Source organism: Simplicispira piscis, from assembly GCF_054783455.1.
On the sequence record NZ_BAAGQN010000033.1, the window covers coordinates 118,646 to 133,606 of the forward strand.

At 56.5% G+C, this 14,961-nt stretch carries 17 protein-coding genes; 14 read left to right on the forward strand and 3 right to left on the reverse strand.

The genetic code is table 11. The annotated features are described in order from the left end of the window. Window positions 1-40: 40 nt before the first annotated feature. The 7 genes from ACYVOC_RS18775 to fliR are packed head-to-tail and all read left to right on the forward strand — an operon-like array spanning window position 41 to window position 4,303. A complete protein-coding gene (locus tag ACYVOC_RS18775) occupies window positions 41-622 on the forward strand; it encodes a flagellar basal body-associated FliL family protein (RefSeq protein ID WP_461162774.1) in 582 nt (193 codons plus the stop codon). 18 nt (window positions 623-640) lie between these two features. Continuing rightward, window positions 641-1,645: a flagellar motor switch protein FliM gene (gene fliM, locus ACYVOC_RS18780; protein WP_116004891.1), complete on the forward strand. Its 1,005-nt coding sequence runs from the start codon at window positions 641-643 to the stop codon at window positions 1,643-1,645. After that, a complete protein-coding gene (gene fliN, locus ACYVOC_RS18785) occupies window positions 1,635-2,087 on the forward strand; it encodes a flagellar motor switch protein FliN (RefSeq protein ID WP_116004890.1) in 453 nt (150 codons plus the stop codon). The genes fliM and fliN overlap by 11 nt, the downstream gene beginning before the upstream one ends. A 7-nt stretch (window positions 2,088-2,094) precedes the next feature. Next, entirely contained in the window at window positions 2,095-2,454 is a 360-nt protein-coding gene (locus ACYVOC_RS18790; RefSeq protein ID WP_461162775.1) for a FliO/MopB family protein, read from the forward strand. Beyond that, a complete protein-coding gene (gene fliP / locus ACYVOC_RS18795; RefSeq protein ID WP_461162776.1) occupies window positions 2,451-3,236 on the forward strand; it encodes a flagellar type III secretion system pore protein FliP in 786 nt (261 codons plus the stop codon). The genes ACYVOC_RS18790 and fliP overlap by 4 nt, the downstream gene beginning before the upstream one ends. Before the next feature lie 10 nt (window positions 3,237-3,246). Beyond that, window positions 3,247-3,516, forward strand: a complete 270-nt coding sequence (fliQ, locus tag ACYVOC_RS18800) for a flagellar biosynthesis protein FliQ (protein ID WP_116004888.1) — start codon at window positions 3,247-3,249, stop codon at window positions 3,514-3,516. A gap of 16 nt (window positions 3,517-3,532) precedes the next feature. Beyond that, window positions 3,533-4,303, forward strand: a complete 771-nt coding sequence (fliR, locus tag ACYVOC_RS18805; protein WP_116004887.1) for a flagellar biosynthetic protein FliR — start codon at window positions 3,533-3,535, stop codon at window positions 4,301-4,303. 6 nt (window positions 4,304-4,309) lie between these two features. Here fliR and ACYVOC_RS18810 read toward each other — a convergent pair whose 3' ends face one another. Both ACYVOC_RS18810 and ACYVOC_RS18815 read right to left on the reverse strand, forming a co-directional pair. After that, window positions 4,310-4,939 (reverse strand): response regulator, encoded by a 630-nt coding sequence (locus tag ACYVOC_RS18810; RefSeq protein ID WP_116004886.1) that lies wholly within the window; start codon window positions 4,937-4,939, stop codon window positions 4,310-4,312. Then, entirely contained in the window at window positions 4,936-6,054 is a 1,119-nt protein-coding gene (locus ACYVOC_RS18815; protein WP_461162777.1) for a hybrid sensor histidine kinase/response regulator, read from the reverse strand. The genes ACYVOC_RS18810 and ACYVOC_RS18815 overlap by 4 nt, the downstream gene beginning before the upstream one ends. Before the next feature lie 169 nt (window positions 6,055-6,223). Here ACYVOC_RS18815 and ACYVOC_RS18820 point away from each other — a divergent pair, with 169 nt between their 5' ends. From ACYVOC_RS18820 to ACYVOC_RS18850, 7 genes are all read left to right on the forward strand, one after another. After that, window positions 6,224-6,670, forward strand: coding sequence for a hypothetical protein (locus ACYVOC_RS18820; RefSeq protein WP_116004884.1), 447 nt, complete (start codon window positions 6,224-6,226; stop codon window positions 6,668-6,670). Between the two features lie 52 nt (window positions 6,671-6,722). Further along, window positions 6,723-7,085, forward strand: coding sequence for a response regulator (locus tag ACYVOC_RS18825; RefSeq protein WP_116004883.1), 363 nt, complete (start codon window positions 6,723-6,725; stop codon window positions 7,083-7,085). A 40-nt stretch (window positions 7,086-7,125) separates the two neighbouring features. Beyond that, window positions 7,126-9,255: a chemotaxis protein CheW gene (locus tag ACYVOC_RS18830; protein WP_461162778.1), complete on the forward strand. Its 2,130-nt coding sequence runs from the start codon at window positions 7,126-7,128 to the stop codon at window positions 9,253-9,255. 52 nt (window positions 9,256-9,307) lie between these two features. After that, complete coding sequence (locus ACYVOC_RS18835) at window positions 9,308-9,796, forward strand: chemotaxis protein CheW (RefSeq protein WP_116004881.1); 489 nt, start codon at window positions 9,308-9,310, stop codon at window positions 9,794-9,796. Between the two features lie 110 nt (window positions 9,797-9,906). Then, window positions 9,907-10,812 (forward strand): CheR family methyltransferase, encoded by a 906-nt coding sequence (locus tag ACYVOC_RS18840; RefSeq protein WP_116004880.1) that lies wholly within the window; start codon window positions 9,907-9,909, stop codon window positions 10,810-10,812. Window positions 10,813-10,842: 30 nt separating this feature from the next. After that, window positions 10,843-11,604, forward strand: a complete 762-nt coding sequence (cheD, locus tag ACYVOC_RS18845; protein WP_116004879.1) for a chemoreceptor glutamine deamidase CheD — start codon at window positions 10,843-10,845, stop codon at window positions 11,602-11,604. Window positions 11,605-11,619: 15 nt separating this feature from the next. Beyond that, window positions 11,620-12,708: a protein-glutamate methylesterase/protein-glutamine glutaminase gene (locus tag ACYVOC_RS18850; RefSeq protein WP_461162779.1), complete on the forward strand. Its 1,089-nt coding sequence runs from the start codon at window positions 11,620-11,622 to the stop codon at window positions 12,706-12,708. Between the two features lie 211 nt (window positions 12,709-12,919). Here ACYVOC_RS18850 and ACYVOC_RS18855 read toward each other — a convergent pair whose 3' ends face one another. Beyond that, window positions 12,920-14,815 carry an ATP-binding cassette domain-containing protein gene (locus ACYVOC_RS18855; protein ID WP_461162780.1) on the reverse strand — a complete coding sequence of 632 codons (1,896 nt, stop codon included), beginning with the start codon at window positions 14,813-14,815 and terminating at the stop codon, window positions 12,920-12,922. Window positions 14,816-14,961: the final 146 nt, after the last annotated feature.

Consider the following 14,961-nt stretch of genomic DNA (forward strand, 5'->3'; position numbering starts at 1 on the left):
GGGCCTGTGCTGACCGTATCCGACGCTAGGAAATTTCAACGTGTCCTCCAATGTCTCCGCAGACGACTCTGCAAAGAAACCTGGCAAAAGCAAGAAGCTGATCGTCATCATTGCCGTGGTCGTGCTGCTGCTGGCCGTTGTGGGTGGTGGAGCCGCATGGTTTTTGTCGAAGCGCAATGCTGCAGATGAGGATGGAGAAGCTGTCTCCGCGAAATCACATGAGCCCGTCGTGGCGCCCACTTTCCTGCCAATCGACACCTTGGTGGTCAACCTCGCCGATAACGGTGGTGAACGGTTTGTGCAGCTGGGAATTACCCTGGAACTGGCCGATGGTAAAACCGCAGATCTCGTCAAACAGCATATGCCCAGCGTTCGCAATGGCATCATCATGCTGGCTTCGCAGCGCACTTCCGATGAGCTGCTGGCCCGCGAGGGCAAGGAAAAGTTGGCGACGGATATTTTGCGCGAGGTGTCGCAGACTTTGGGCATTGATGCGCCTGTGTCAAAGAAGGGTGCGAAGCAAAACGATGATGATGGCGCGGAGGACGTGCAGTCACGAAGCCGCAAGGCCGCTCCCAATCCCGTTCGGCGTGTGCTTTTTTCCGGTTTTATCGTTCAGTAGGCGTCCAAAGGCATTGCCATGAGCGAATCATTTTTATCCCAGGAAGAAGTCGATGCCCTTTTGGAGGGTGTGACGGGGGAGAGCCAGAAGACGGAAGAAGAAGTCTTCGATAAAGGCGAGATACGCAACTACGATATCTCCAGCCAGGAGCGTATCGTTCGTGGCCGCATGCCGACGATGGAAATCGTCAATGAACGGTTTGCGCGCAATTTCCGTATCGGCTTGTTCAATTTTATTCGCCGCAGCCCCGAAATTTCGGTGGGTACCGTTGCGGTGCAGCGCTATAGCGCGTTCTTGCGGGAACTGGCGGTACCAACCAATTTCAATATTGTGGCGATCAGGCCGCTGCGCGGTAGCGGCCTGATCGTGTGCGAGCCGTCACTGGTTTTTGGCATCATCGATACCCTTTTTGGCGGCGTGGGGAAATTCCAGACCCGGATCGAGGGACGCGACTTTTCCCCCACAGAGCAACGCATCATCAATCGACTGGTCGATGTGATCTGCTCCGAATACAAGAAGGCATGGCAAGGTATCTATCCCCTTGAGCTGCACTACCAGCGCTCGGAGATGCAACCCCAGTTTGCCAATATTGCTACACCCAGTGAAATCGTGGTTTCCACAGCTTTTCAGCTTGAAATTGGGGACCTCTCGGGTGCGATTCATATCTGTATGCCCTATGCCACGCTGGAGCCGATCCGCGATGTGCTTTATTCCTCCACCCAAGGGGATTCGATTGAGGTGGATCGTCGCTGGGTACGTGTGCTGACGCGAGAAATCCAGTCGGCAGAGGTCGTTCTTGTGGCAGAGCTGGCCCGTGCCGATGCCACGGTGGAGCAACTGCTCGCCATGAAGCCGGGTGATTTTATTGAACTGGATCGCGAGCCGCGCATACGCGCTTCGATTGGTGGGGTGCCGGTATTTGAGTGCCAGTATGGGACCCACAACTCCAAATATGCAATTCGCATTGAGGAGTGTCTGCGCAATTCAGACATGAACTGGATGGGAGAAAAAGATGTCGGCTGAAGATAATCCGGAAAACAAAGAAGGCGCGGAAGCCGCAGACGATCCCTTTGCGGGTTGGGCTGAGGCGCTGGAGGAGCAGAAAACCGCGGATGCGGCGCCTGGTGATGCGGAGCAAGGCGGGCCTTTGAGTGGTGAGCCCGCTCGCCCGTTTTCTGCTGGTGGCGTTGATGGTACGTCGCATGACATCAGCATGGTGCTGGATATTCCGGTTCAGCTGTCGGTCGAATTGGGGCGGACCAAGGTGCCCATCAAATATATTCTGCAACTGGCCCAGGGGTCGGTGGTGGAGCTTGATGCGCTTGCGGGCGAACCGATGGATGTGCTGGTCAATGGCTACCTGATCGCGCAGGGTGAAGTGGTGGTGGTGAACGATAAATTTGGTATTCGCCTGACCGACGTGGTGACCCCCTCCGAGCGTTTGCGCCGGGTCAGTCGTGGGTAACGCGGACATGTCGCAGACGCTGTGGGTCGTGGTGCTGTTCGTCGCAGCCATGGCAGCTTTGCCCTGGCTGGTGCGACGCATCCAGCAGCGGCAGGCTGGCGCAGGCTTGGCGCCGGGTGCAACGGCCAGGGTTCTGTCTGCGGTGGCCGTAGGGCCGCAGCAGCGCGTGGTGACTGTGGAGGTGGGGCCAGAGCATGCCCGCATCCAGATGGTGCTGGGTGTGACTGCGCAGCACATCACTTGCCTGCATGTTCTACAAAATGCGAGTGTTGTACCGCCGCGTGCTGATTTTTCTCAGGAAATGCAGAAACACCATTCTGCCCTTGCTGCTCACAGCGCCCTGGATGTAGGGAGTGCGCCCCCATGACCGCGGGAGTGCTCCAATACAGGTCTGCCGCTTTCTCTTGGACTGCCAAGCTACTGGTGCCCAGTTTTTTCTTGCTGGCCGTTCACTCGCCTGCGTTGGCGCAAGCGGCCGGTTCGTTACCGGTACTAGTGGGTTCCGGGAGTAATGGCACGAGCTTCTCCGTGCCTATTCAGACCTTGCTGTTCTTTACGGCGTTGTCTTTTTTGCCCGCCATTTTGTTGATGATGACCGGGTTCACGCGCATTGTCATCGTGCTTTCGCTGATGCGGCAGGCGATTGGCACGCAGTCGGCGCCTCCCAATCAGGTCATCATCGGTCTATCGCTTTTTCTGACCCTGTTTGTCATGGGGCCGACCCTGGACAAGGTGTACCAGGATGCCTATCTGCCGTACACCACTAATGCCATCAGTTTCGAGCAGGCGATTGAGAAGGCTGAAGCCCCTATGCGGCAATTCATGCTCAAGCAGACGCGGCAGTCCGATTTTGCGTTGTTTGCCCGGCTGGCGCGGCTGGAGGCCTCGGTGACCGCGGAGACTGCGCCTTTGCGGGTTGTGGTGCCTGCGTTTGTCACCAGCGAGCTCAAGTCGGCATTCCAGATCGGGTTCATGATCTTTATTCCCTTTCTGGTGATCGATATGGTGGTGTCCAGCATCTTGATGTCGCTGGGCATGATGATGCTGTCTCCCGTTTTGGTGGCTCTGCCGTTCAAGTTGATGCTATTCGTCCTTGCTGACGGATGGAATTTGCTCATCGGGTCCCTGGCCGCCAGTTTTGTGACGTGAAGGAGCCGCCATGACATCACAAATGGTTTTGACCATTGGGAGTGAGGCGTTAACGCTTTTGTTGATGATTGCTATGCCTGTTCTTGGCGTGGTGATGGCGGTGGGCTTGCTGGTCAGCATCTTTCAGGCAGTGACGCAAATCCATGAGGCGACGCTGGCCTTCGTTCCCAAGCTGATTGCCGCCATGGTGGTCTTTGCAATCGCAGGTCCGTGGATGGTGAGCACGCTGGTGGACTACATACGGCGCACCATTGAGTCCATCCCGTCAATGATTGCTTAAGCGTTTTAGTCATACTGTGATCACGTTTTCTGAATCGCAGTTGGTCGCTTGGCTGTCGCCCATCCTGTGGCCCTTTTTACGGATTTTGGCCGTGTTTTCGGTGGCGCCTTTGTTTTCTCTGCGCGCTATCCCCATGCGCGCCAAGATTGGGCTCGCGTTTTTCGTCGCACTGTGCGCGCAGGCGGCGCTGGTAGATCAGCCCGTTATTTCCTTGAACGGTCCTGAAGCATTCGGCGCGGTTGCACAACAGGTTGCCGTAGGCTTGGCCATTGGCTTTGCGGTCCGGTTGGTGTTTGCTTCCGTCGAGCTTGCGGGGGAAGTCATTGGCTTGCAGATGGGTTTGAACTTTGCTTCCTTTTTCGATCCAGCCAGCAATGCCCAGGTCAGTGCTGTGGCGCGGTTTTTTGGAAACATGGCCATGCTCTTGTTTGTGGTGATCAACGGCCATTTGATGGTGTTGATGGCCGTGGTCAAGAGCTTCGACCGTTTTCCTGTTGATGGAAACGCCTTGCATGGGCTGGCCCAGATGCGGCTGTATGAAATGGGGGGGGCATTATTTTCCAGCGCGCTGTGGATTGCCCTACCCATGGTCGCCTTGTTGCTGTTCGTCAACTTGACGCTGGGCATCATTTCACGAGTGGCACCGCAAATGAATATCTATGCGGTGGGTTTCCCTGTCACGCTGACGGTGGGGCTGTTGGGCATTGCTGCCACGCTACCAATGCTGGAACAGCCGGTATTGACGCTCATGCAGCAGGCCATCGACCTATTTGCTGCGCAGCGCTAAAGTGTTTTAAACGAGCTGATTGCGGATGGCGTAAACCGTCAATTCCGCATTGTTGTTCAGCTTGAGCTTTTCTAGCACCCGGGCACGGTAGACGCTGACGGTTTTAGGGCTCAGCATCAACTCATCAGCGATCTCGGATAGACGCTTGCCCGAGGCGATTTTGAGAAGCGTCTGGAGTTCCCGCTCCGAAAGCGCTGCATGGGGGACTTCCTGCTCGGGTTGAGAAACACTGTCGGCCAGCATTTGGGCCACTTCTGGCGTGAGGTATTTGCGGCCCTGTGAGATGGTGCGGACCGCATCGATGAGGGCGACCGGATCGCTAGCCTTGCTGGCATAACCTTGGGCCCCTGCACGCAGACAGCGCACTGCATATTGGTCCTCCGGGTTCATAGAGACCACCAGTACCTTGATCGATGAATCCGTCTCGCGCAGACTTGCCAAGACTTCAAGGCCATTACGGCCAGGCATGTTCAGGTCCAGAAGCAACACATCACATTCAGCCGTGCGTAGCACTTCGCGTAATTCGGGGTAGCTTCCTGCTTCTCCAGTAATTGCAATGTCGGGCGCCTCGGTCAATGTGTCCCGGATGCCTCGCCGTACCACAGCGTGGTCATCGCACAGTACCACCCTAATCATGGTGTGTTGTCCTTTTCAGGCGGCGGGCATAGAGGCACCGATAGGATGATCGAAGTGCCCTGTCCGCTAAGGCTACTGATGTCTAGCCAGCCATCGACTGTTTTGGCACGCTCGCGCAGACCCGTCAGGCCGAAGGACTTGGGTTTTGTGAGTGCGCCGTCTTCCAGCCCACGTCCGTCGTCACTGATCTCCAGCGTAAAAACGCCCCCGGTGTCCGCCATGTCGATGTGAATGGTTTGGGCTTGTGCGTATTTGGATGCGTTGGTCAGCGCTTCTTGTGCCGTGCGATAGGCTACCAGTTGAACCTCCGGAGGAAGATGGATCACCGTGGCATTAGAGCGTACCTGTGTTGCTACGCCGCTACGCCGCTCAAACCCACTGGCCAACCACTGTACGGCGGCCACCAGTCCCTGGTCCAGAACAGGCGGGCGCAGATTCATCATGATGCGTTGGCTTGCCCCCAGCGCATGCTGCAGCATGTTCGTAGCGGCTTGCGCATGCTCACAGACCTCGGTTTGCTGAGCGTGGCGGCCAATCCAGGCAAGATCAAACAATATGGCGGTCAGTGACCCACCAATGTCGTCATGAATTTCCCGTGAAATGGCTGCGCGCTCTTGCTCGATGGAGCTTTGTAGGTGTTCGGTCAGTTCAGCCAGGTGTTGTTGCGAGTGGGCCAGTTCTTGCACTGCCTGCTCTCGCGCAATGCGTGCTTCGTGTACTTCGCGTGCACGCTCAATCACATGGGGAAGCCGGGCGATTTCGTCCTTCAGAACATAGTCTGCAATCCCCAGGCGCATGGCATCTACTGCGGCGGCTTCACCAATGGCCCCGGACAGAAGAATGAAGGGTGGATGCCCCGGTTGCCCGGAAATCAGTGCCCAGGCATCCAATGCCGTAAAGCCCGGCAAGTTGTAGTCCGCCAAAACCACATCAAAGGATTCTTGGCCGAGGCTGTCCCGAAATCCCTCCAGCGTGTCCACCCGGTGCAGGGTATGCCCCAAACCGGCGCGGCGTAAAGTCAAGCGGGCCAGTTCGTGATCCGCAGTCGAGTCCTCAAGATGCAGGATGCGCAATGGCAGGCTATTGGAGTGGGGTGCCATGGGAGCGGCTATCATAGGATACAAATTGGAACAATCAAGGGGTGCTTGTCCTGTAGGTCGGTCTCTTGTTCTGCGGTTGAATGACGCAAAGCTCAGGGAGTGTGCGAGATGTTTATTGTTCTTGAGCGTACGACGTTATCTGGGATTCGTGTATCTTGTCGCTATCTGCGTCAGGGGAGAAGCGATGCAATCAATGCAAACAGGATCTGATGGGCCCGGGGTTCGTCTGCCGGTGATGGTGGCTGCAGAATTGCAGGATTCATTGCTGGTCGTGATGCATGATTTGCACCGCCTGGAGGGCTTGCTCAGCCACGCCACGGACAATCTGCTTGAGCGGTTCGGGGAGGCCAACGAGTCTTTGACGGACTCCGTCGTTGGCGACTCCCCCGAGTTGGCCGCAGCGCGAACAGCGTTGCGCAGCGCCGTGACAGAGCTGCAGTTCCAGGACATGGCATCGCAGCTGATCTGGCATACCACCAAGGTACTGCAAAGCTGTGCTTTTCGGCTTGCCGCGGAATCCATGGGCTCCGAGGACGGCGAAGAAGCAGCGCCTTTTGCGGAAATGGCCCCTGATCGCCCCAATCCAGTGACGCAAAGTGAGATGGATGCCGGATCCATCGACCTGTTCTAGTGCGGTCAGAATCCTGATCTAATCAATAAATTGAAGCCTGTTGGAGTTCTAAATGCAATCGATCCTTGCCGTTGATGACTCTCCGTCCATGCGGAAGATGGTGTCTTTTACCCTCTCGGGTGCGGGCTACCATGTAGTCGAGGCGGTAGATGGTCAAGATGCGCTTGAAAAGGCCCAGAACCACGCCATAGACCTTGTTTTGGCAGACCAGAACATGCCGCGTCTGGATGGCATCGGGTTGACCCGTAAGCTGCGCGAAGACCCTAAGTTCAAAACCATACCCATTCTTATCCTGACAACGGAGTCCAGCGATCAGATGAAGCAGGCAGGACGTGCAGCCGGGGCCACTGGGTGGTTGGTAAAGCCATTTGATCCCAATCGATTGATCGAAGTGATCAAAAAAGTGATCCGTTAGATCCATTGTTGACCATACAGCAAGTACACAGGAGCGCCATATGGGTGAAACCTATCAAGAAGGATCCGGATCGGGTGCAGACTTTGACCTGACTCAGTTCTATCAGATTTTTTTTGAGGAAGCGAGTGAGAACCTGGATCAGATGGAGAGCATGCTTCTCGATCTTGATCTGGAGAAGGCGGATGATGAAGAGCTCAACGGTATTTTCCGTTGCGCGCACTCCATCAAGGGCGGTGCAGCGACTTTTGGCTTCTCTGATGTGGCGGAATTGACGCACCAGATGGAGTCGTTGCTCGACAAATTGCGGCGCCATGAGTTGCAGCCTGTTCCGCAGATGGTGGATGTGCTGCTGGAGTCCGCTGACGCCTCGCGCAATCTGCTGGCGCGGCACCAGTCGGGAGCGCAGGATGAACCTCCTTCCTCCGCTGATCTCGTGCGCCGTATCAGCGAGTTGGCGGCTGGAGGCGTTCCTGTGCAGAGTGCTGCTGTCGCGGCGCCCGTGGCGCCCAGCGCGCCCCCACCGCCGCCCGCGCCCGTTGTTCAGGCTGCGCCCAGTGCGCCGTCGACAGCCCAGGGGCCTCGCAGCCTGCAGGTGCGTATCGGACCTCTGGAGCGCATGGACCAGGCCGATGCCATCAAGGAGTTGTTCCGCGATATTCCCGGGCTGGGCACGATTGCGGATCTGCCCTCTGGAGATGGTGCAACAAGGCTTTTTGCGGTGGAAACATCGTCATCTGACAGTGACTTGCTGGATCTGTTTGCGTTTCACGTGGCAAAGGAGCAGGTGCACATTGCGACAGTGTCGGCGGCACCAGACGATGAGTTGCTAGAGGCGGCTGCAGTCCCCGCATCTGCGGAGGAGGCTTATGGGTTTTTCGATAATTCACCGGGTATGCCTGCCGGCAACGCCATGGCGGCTGTGCAAGCCATCGAGCCCTCTTCGGCCGTTACCCGCATAGCGCCCAAACCTGCAGGTGACACCAAAGGTGGAAGCCAGGCGCAGGTGGAGTCCACCACCATTCGAGTGGCCGTCAACAAGGTCGATCAGCTGATCAATCTGGTGGGCGAGTTGGTCATTACCCAGGCCATGCTGGCGCAGAACAGCCTGGGACTGGACTCGGCTGTGCACCAGCAGCTGCTGGCCGGGCTGGCCGATCTGGATCGCAATACGCGCGATTTGCAGGAATCGGTCATGTCCATCCGGATGATTCCGATGTCCATCGTGTTCAGCCGTTTCCCACGCATGCTGCGCGACCTGGCCAACAAGCTGGGTAAAAAGGTTGAATTGGTGACGTTGGGCGAGGCCACTGAGCTCGATAAGGGACTGGTGGAAAAGATCACAGACCCTCTCACCCATCTGGTGCGCAACAGCGGCGACCATGGCATCGAACTGCCTGCCGAGCGTTTGGCCAACGGCAAGCCTGAGCACGGAACCATTACGCTTTCTGCCTCGCACCAAGGCGGTTCTATCGTTATCGAGGTGAAAGATGATGGAAAGGGCTTGTCACGCGAAAAAATCCTGAGCAAAGCGCGCGAGCGTGGCATTGATGTCTCGGATCAGATGAGTGACGCTGATGTTTGGCAACTCATTTTTGCTCCGGGTTTTTCAACAGCCGATGTGGTGACCGATGTGTCAGGCCGAGGCGTTGGAATGGACGTCGTGAAGCGCAATATCGCAGCGCTCAATGGCTCGGTCGAGATTGATTCATCGGAGGGATATGGCACCAAGGTTTCGGTGCGGCTTCCTTTGACTTTGGCCATCATGGACGGGATGTCCGTCGGTGTCGGGGAAGAGGTATACATCCTGCCCTTGTCCTCGGTGGTGGAATCATTCCAGGTGAACGCCAGTGATGTAAACACTGTCGCTCAAGGCTCCCAGTTGGTCAAGGTTCGTGATGAATACATGCCCGTCATAGGGCTGGAGCGCATTTTTGAAGTGCCGCGTTTCGATCTCGAAAAATCCAGCACCATCATGGTGGTGGTAGAAGCCGATGGCAACCGGGTGGCCTTGCTGGTGGATGAGTTGTTGGGACAGCACCAGGTGGTGGTCAAAAACCTCGAATCCAACTACCGTAAAGTGCCTAACGTTTCGGGCGCGACTATTCTGGGCGACGGCAGAGTGGCCCTGATTCTTGATATTGGTGGCTTGGTGCGCAGAGCGCGCCATTAAACGCGCAAGCCTCACCATCGACCCCCACCACTGCAACGTAAGGAGAATTCACATGAGCGTGATTGGCAAAGCAGCAGAAACAGTGTCATCGGGTGCCCGGGAATACCTGACGTTCCGGCTGGACCAGGAAGAATACGGAATCGATATTCTCAAGGTCCAGGAAATCAGAGGCTACGAGCCGCCCACCCGGATCGCGCATGCTCCTGAGTTCATCAAAGGGGTGGTCAATCTCCGGGGGACCATTATTCCCATCGTGGACATGCGCTTGAAGTTCAATTGCTCGCAGGCAGAGTACAACGACTTCACCGTGGTCATTATCCTGAACCTGCGCAATCGCGTCGTGGGCATCGTGGTGGACTCCGTGAGCGATGTCATGGAATTGGCTCCCGACAATATCCGGGCGGCTCCGGATATCGAAAGCGTGATCGAGAACGATTGCATTCTCGGTCTGGGCTCGGTGGGCGAGCGTATGCTGATTTTGCTGGATATCGAGAAACTGATGTCCAGCGTCGATATGGGACTGGTAGCTGCTGGCGGATGATTTCCATGGCCTGAGAAGGCTGTGCAGCGAAGCAATGCGACGGGGCTGCGCTGCTTCCGTTGCGGATGTTTCAGGTCATTGAGTTCATCAAAACTGCTCCAGGAAATTTCATGCTTCGCAACCCCCATTCCGATCTGGCAGACCGTGCCGAACGTGGCAGCGCCACGCGGGCCGCTGCAGGAGGAGGGGGGAATGGCCCTTTGGCGCAGGGACGCGAGTTTGTCTGGACGGATGCTGACTTTTCCCGCGTGCAAGCGCTGATTTACCAGCGTGCTGGCATCAATCTGCATGAGGGCAAGCACGCCATGGTGTACAGCCGTCTTTCACGCCGCTTGCGTGAGACGGGGCACACCAGTTTTAAGGACTACCTCGGGTGGCTGGAAACGCACGATGGTTCAGAGTGGCAGGAGTTCATCAACGCCCTCACCACGAATCTCACGGCGTTCTTCCGTGAACAACACCACTTTGAGATTTTTGCTTCACATCTGAAATCCAAACCGGCAGGAACGCCGTGGCGGGTATGGTGCAATGCTGCATCCACCGGTGAAGAGCCCTACTCGATTGTTATGACAGCCTTCGAGACCCTGGGGGCCAACGCAAACTTCAAACTCACCGCCAGTGATATTGATTCACGTGTGCTGGCAACGGCCGCCCAGGGCGTTTACAGGCTCGACAGCTTGAAGGGGCTGACGCAGGCGCATCTGCAGCGTTTCTTTATGAAAGGCAAGAGCGGTAACTCCGGCTTGGTGCGTGTCAAACCAGAGTTGATCAAGGCGATCGATTTCATCAGCGTGAATCTGATTCGTGACGATTGGCCTTTCAGAGACCCTTTTGATGTGGTTTTTTGTCGTAATGTGATGATTTATTTCGATGCGGCGACCCAGCGTCGGGTACTGGAGCGTATCCACAGGGTGCTTAAACCAGGGGGCATGCTTTTTGTCGGGCATGCGGAGAATTTCAGTGAATCTCGGGATTTGTTTACTTTGCGTGGGAAAACGGTGTACGAGCGTCGCTGACCCTCACAGGCTGTTATTTTTCTCAAACTCATGACCACATCAAAATCCGGTCCAACCGACTCGACTGCTTCATCCGCAGCGTCCAGAACCTCTGGAACTCCGGAACGACGGCGGGCACCACGGATTGCCCCGCTAGGGGCTGATGTTTATCCTGTCAATGCGGGAGTGGCGCCGGAATCATCGCTGCAGGAATTGAAGTCCAGATCCGTCAAGCCAGGGCAGGCCTCCTTTTTCTATTACGACCCCCACTTCCAATACAACGCCGTCAAGGTATTGCCCGGTGAATACTTCGTTTCCAACGAAAACCTGGTGATCATGACCGTGCTGGGTTCTTGCATCGCCGCATGCCTATGGGACAGCCGTGTGCGTGTGGGGGGAATGAACCACTTCATGCTGCCCGATGGTGATTCGATCGATGTCTCGGGGCGCTATGGCTCGTATGCCATGGAGTTGTTGATCAACGAAATGCTCAAGCTCGGTGCCCGGCGAGAAACCATGCAGGCCAAAATTTTTGGCGGGGCGCAGGTCATGCACAGCTTTACCACGATGAACGTGGGCGAGCGCAATACGCAATTTGTTGTCAACTATCTGCACACCGAGCGTATTCCCGTGGTGTCGGAGGATGTGCTGGATATCTACCCGCGAAAAGTCGTTTTTTTCCCAGTGACGGGCAAAGCCATGGTCAAGCGTTTGGCGCATTCCCACCCCGAAGAACTCGTCGCGCAAGACAAGCGTGGCAATGCTGCGGTGGTCGCCAAGACGACGTCCGGTGGATCTGTTGATTTGTTTTGAATGTGAAGGTGGGCGATGGGTAAGAAGATCCGGGTGATTGTTGTCGATGACTCCGCGCTGGTGCGCAGTTTGCTCGCCGAGATCATCAACCGACAGCACGACATGGAATGCATTGGCACGGCCAATGACCCCTTGATTGCACGCGAAATTATTCGGGAACTGGACCCCGATGTCATCACCCTGGACGTTGAAATGCCGCGCATGGATGGCATCGACTTCCTCGGCCGCCTGATGCGTTTGCGGCCGATGCCGGTGGTGATGATCTCGACATTGACCGAACGCGGTGCGGAAGTCACCTTGAAGGCGCTGGAACTAGGCGCTGTCGATTTTGTGGCCAAACCCCGGGTAGGCCTGAGCAGTGGCCTGAACGACTTGGCGGGGCACATTGTCGAAAAAATCCGCGTGGCAGCGGTCGCCAAGGTACGCCGTATCCAGCGCGATCCCTCGGCGCCTGGAACTGTCTCTCCTTCGCCCTTGCCTGCCGCCGGGCTGCTGGGGCGGCTTTCTACCGAAAAACTGATTTTCATTGGCGCATCAACCGGGGGCACTGAAGCCATCAAGGAAGTTCTGGTGCACTTGCCTGCGGACATGCCCGCCATTCTCATCACCCAGCATATGCCGCCGGGCTTTACGACCAGCTTTGCTGCCCGTCTGAACGGTTTGTGCCAGATCACGGTCAAAGAAGCGGTGCACGGGGAGCGCATTTTGCCGGGGCATGCGTACATTGCTCCCGGCGGAAAGCAATTCCATATCAGCCGCAGTGGCGCCAATTACGTTGCCGTCGTGGACGATGGTCCTGCCGTCAACCGCCATAAACCTTCTGTGGAGGTTTTGTTCAAGTCAGGCGCGGCCCTCGCAGGACGCAATGCCTTTGGCATCATGCTGACCGGAATGGGCAACGATGGCGCAGCTGCCATGCGTGAAATGAAGGATGCAGGCAGTTATAACTATGTGCAGGACGAAGCCAGCTGTATTGTGTTCGGCATGCCGCGTGAAGCCATTGCCCATGGCGCTGCCGATGAGGTTCTTCCCTTGGCACAGATAGCGCCCGCACTGGTTGCCAGGTTGCGTGGGGGTTCAGATCGTGTCCACCACCGCATCTAAGGATCAGGGGACTTGACGCTTACGCTGTCAAAAACAATAGCGTGTAGCGTTTTCTGCACCACGATTTCCAATGGGAAACGCATTGAAACCTAATAAATACAAGCGGTAGCAGCTATTCTTTTTGATGGTTTTGAGGGGCCTTACAACCGATAGCACACTACAGACCTACCTGGGGCAGGACTGTAGTGTGCCCAAATTGGTTCTGACGCAGTCATTCTGAAAGCTGTGACCACCGCTCCAGCGCATTCATCAATGCGGTTTCAATTTCTCCCTCGCGCACATGCAGCGCTGCAGCACGTGCACCATCACTGCTGTAAAGAGATCCGTCGGCAAGCGTCTCTTGTATCGACTTTTGCTCTTCTTCCAGAGCCGCAATATGACCAGGCAGTTGATCGAGCTCGCGTTGGTCCTTGTAGCTGAGTTTCTTTTTTGTCGGCGTTTCGCGCTTTTCCGGGGGGGAAATCTCGGCCGTTTTGTCGCTGCTCGCTAGTGCGACGGTCGACTGACTTGCCAAAGGTGCTGCGGCCGCGATCTCTCGGCTGCGCCGGGATTGCAGCAGCCAGTCCTGAACACTGCCTTCATATTCGCGCCAAAGCCCGTCGCCTTCAAAGGCAATGGTGCTGGTAACCACATTGTCCAGAAAAGTGCGGTCATGGCTGACCAGGAATACCGTTCCGTCATAGGTCTGCAGCAACTCTTCGAGTAGGTCGAGTGTTTCGATGTCCAGATCATTCGTCGGCTCGTCGAGCACCAGCACATTGGCAGGCCGTGCAAAAAGCCGCGCAAGCAAAAGCCGGTTGCGCTCTCCGCCAGACAGCGACCGCACAGGCGAATGCGCGCGGGCGGGAGAAAAAAGAAAATCGCCGAGGTAGCTCTTGACGTGCTTGCGTTGCTTGCCAATTTCTATCCATTCACTGCCCGGGCTGATGAAATCCTCCAGGGTGGCGTCAAGATCAATGGCATGGCGCATCTGGTCAAAATAGGCCACCTCCAGATTGGCACCCTGGCGAATCCGCCCGCTATCGGCCTGCAACTCGCCCAAAATGAGTTTGAGCAATGTTGTCTTGCCGGCGCCGTTCGGGCCGATCAGGCCAACCTTGTCGCCACGAAGAATCGTGCCGGTGAAGTTGCGGACGATGGTCTTGTCGCCAAAGGACTTGGAGACACCCTCCAGTTCAGCGACGATCTTTCCGCTGGGCGCTCCGGCGGCCAGGTCCATCTTCACGCTGCCCAAGGTTTCACGACGGGCTGCCCGATGAGAGCGCAAGTCTTCAAGTCGTGAAATACGGCTTTGGCTGCGCGTGCGGCGTGCCTCGACCCCTTTGCGAATCCAGATTTCTTCTTGAGCCAGCAGTTTGTCTGCCTTGGCCGAAATGGTCTCCTCTTGGGCCAATTGATCCTGCTTTTGCACAAGATATTGCGCGAAGTTGCCCGGATAGGAGCGCAACTGCCCCCGATCCAACTCAACGATGCGTGTGGCCACGCGATCTAGAAAGGTTCGATCGTGGGAAATGGTCACCACGCTGCCCGGAAAATCCACGAGCAACTCCTCAAGCCATTCAATGGAATCGAGGTCCAGGTGGTTGGTCGGCTCGTCCAGCAACAACACGTCCGGGCGGGTGACCAGGGCCTGGGCCAAGGCAACGCGCTTTTTTGTGCCGCCAGATAAGTCTCCAACGCGCCCGAGAGGATCTAGGTGTAGTCGCTGCAAGGTCTCCTCCACGCGCTGCTCCCAGTTCCATGCGTCATAGGCTTCGATCTGGGTTTGCAGCGCATCGAGATCCAACCCTTCCGCACCAGACAAGTACTGGTCGCGCAACGCGATGACTTTGGACAGGCCCTGCGAAGTCGCTTCAAAAACCGTCGCAGCAGGATCGAGCTCAGGTTCTTGTGCGACGTAAGCAATGCGCACGCCCTGCTGAACGTGGCGCGCCCCATCGTCAAAATGTGCAAGCCCCCCCAGTATTTTTAGCAGGGAGGACTTCCCGGCGCCATTTCTGCCGATCAGGCCGATGCGCTCGCCAGTCTCCAGCGAAAAAGTAGCGTGGTCGAGCAAGGCCACATGCCCGAAGGCGAGTTGAGCGTTTAGTAGAGTAATCAATGCCATAGCGCCCATTATCAGGGCCATGACATAAATATTTCGTACTGAGGCCGGATTCCTTCTCGCCCTGTGCTACAGTCGAGGGCTTCGCTGCACAGAAGTTCTTCCTAGGAAGAGCGACTGAGCCGATCTGGTCTGGGGGCTGAAGAGCC

What these genes read in the sequence shown, in the direction of transcription:
- ACYVOC_RS18820 (WP_116004884.1), top strand. Translation starts at nt 6,224, where the DNA reads ATGCAATCAATGCAAACAGGATCTGATGGGCCCGGGGTTCGTCTGCCG.
- ACYVOC_RS18810 (WP_116004886.1), bottom strand. Translation starts at nt 4,939, where the DNA reads ATGATTAGGGTGGTACTGTGCGATGACCACGCTGTGGTACGGCGAGGC.
- ACYVOC_RS18790 (WP_461162775.1), top strand. Translation starts at nt 2,095, where the DNA reads ATGTCGCAGACGCTGTGGGTCGTGGTGCTGTTCGTCGCAGCCATGGCA.
- ACYVOC_RS18825 (WP_116004883.1), top strand. Translation starts at nt 6,723, where the DNA reads ATGCAATCGATCCTTGCCGTTGATGACTCTCCGTCCATGCGGAAGATG.
- fliM (WP_116004891.1), top strand. Translation starts at nt 641, where the DNA reads ATGAGCGAATCATTTTTATCCCAGGAAGAAGTCGATGCCCTTTTGGAG.
- fliQ (WP_116004888.1), top strand. Translation starts at nt 3,247, where the DNA reads ATGACATCACAAATGGTTTTGACCATTGGGAGTGAGGCGTTAACGCTT.
- fliP (WP_461162776.1), top strand. Translation starts at nt 2,451, where the DNA reads ATGACCGCGGGAGTGCTCCAATACAGGTCTGCCGCTTTCTCTTGGACT.
- cheD (WP_116004879.1), top strand. Translation starts at nt 10,843, where the DNA reads ATGACCACATCAAAATCCGGTCCAACCGACTCGACTGCTTCATCCGCA.
- ACYVOC_RS18815 (WP_461162777.1), bottom strand. Translation starts at nt 6,054, where the DNA reads ATGATAGCCGCTCCCATGGCACCCCACTCCAATAGCCTGCCATTGCGC.
- ACYVOC_RS18835 (WP_116004881.1), top strand. Translation starts at nt 9,308, where the DNA reads ATGAGCGTGATTGGCAAAGCAGCAGAAACAGTGTCATCGGGTGCCCGG.
- ACYVOC_RS18850 (WP_461162779.1), top strand. Translation starts at nt 11,620, where the DNA reads ATGGGTAAGAAGATCCGGGTGATTGTTGTCGATGACTCCGCGCTGGTG.
- ACYVOC_RS18855 (WP_461162780.1), bottom strand. Translation starts at nt 14,815, where the DNA reads ATGGCATTGATTACTCTACTAAACGCTCAACTCGCCTTCGGGCATGTG.
- fliN (WP_116004890.1), top strand. Translation starts at nt 1,635, where the DNA reads ATGTCGGCTGAAGATAATCCGGAAAACAAAGAAGGCGCGGAAGCCGCA.
- ACYVOC_RS18830 (WP_461162778.1), top strand. Translation starts at nt 7,126, where the DNA reads ATGGGTGAAACCTATCAAGAAGGATCCGGATCGGGTGCAGACTTTGAC.
- ACYVOC_RS18840 (WP_116004880.1), top strand. Translation starts at nt 9,907, where the DNA reads ATGCTTCGCAACCCCCATTCCGATCTGGCAGACCGTGCCGAACGTGGC.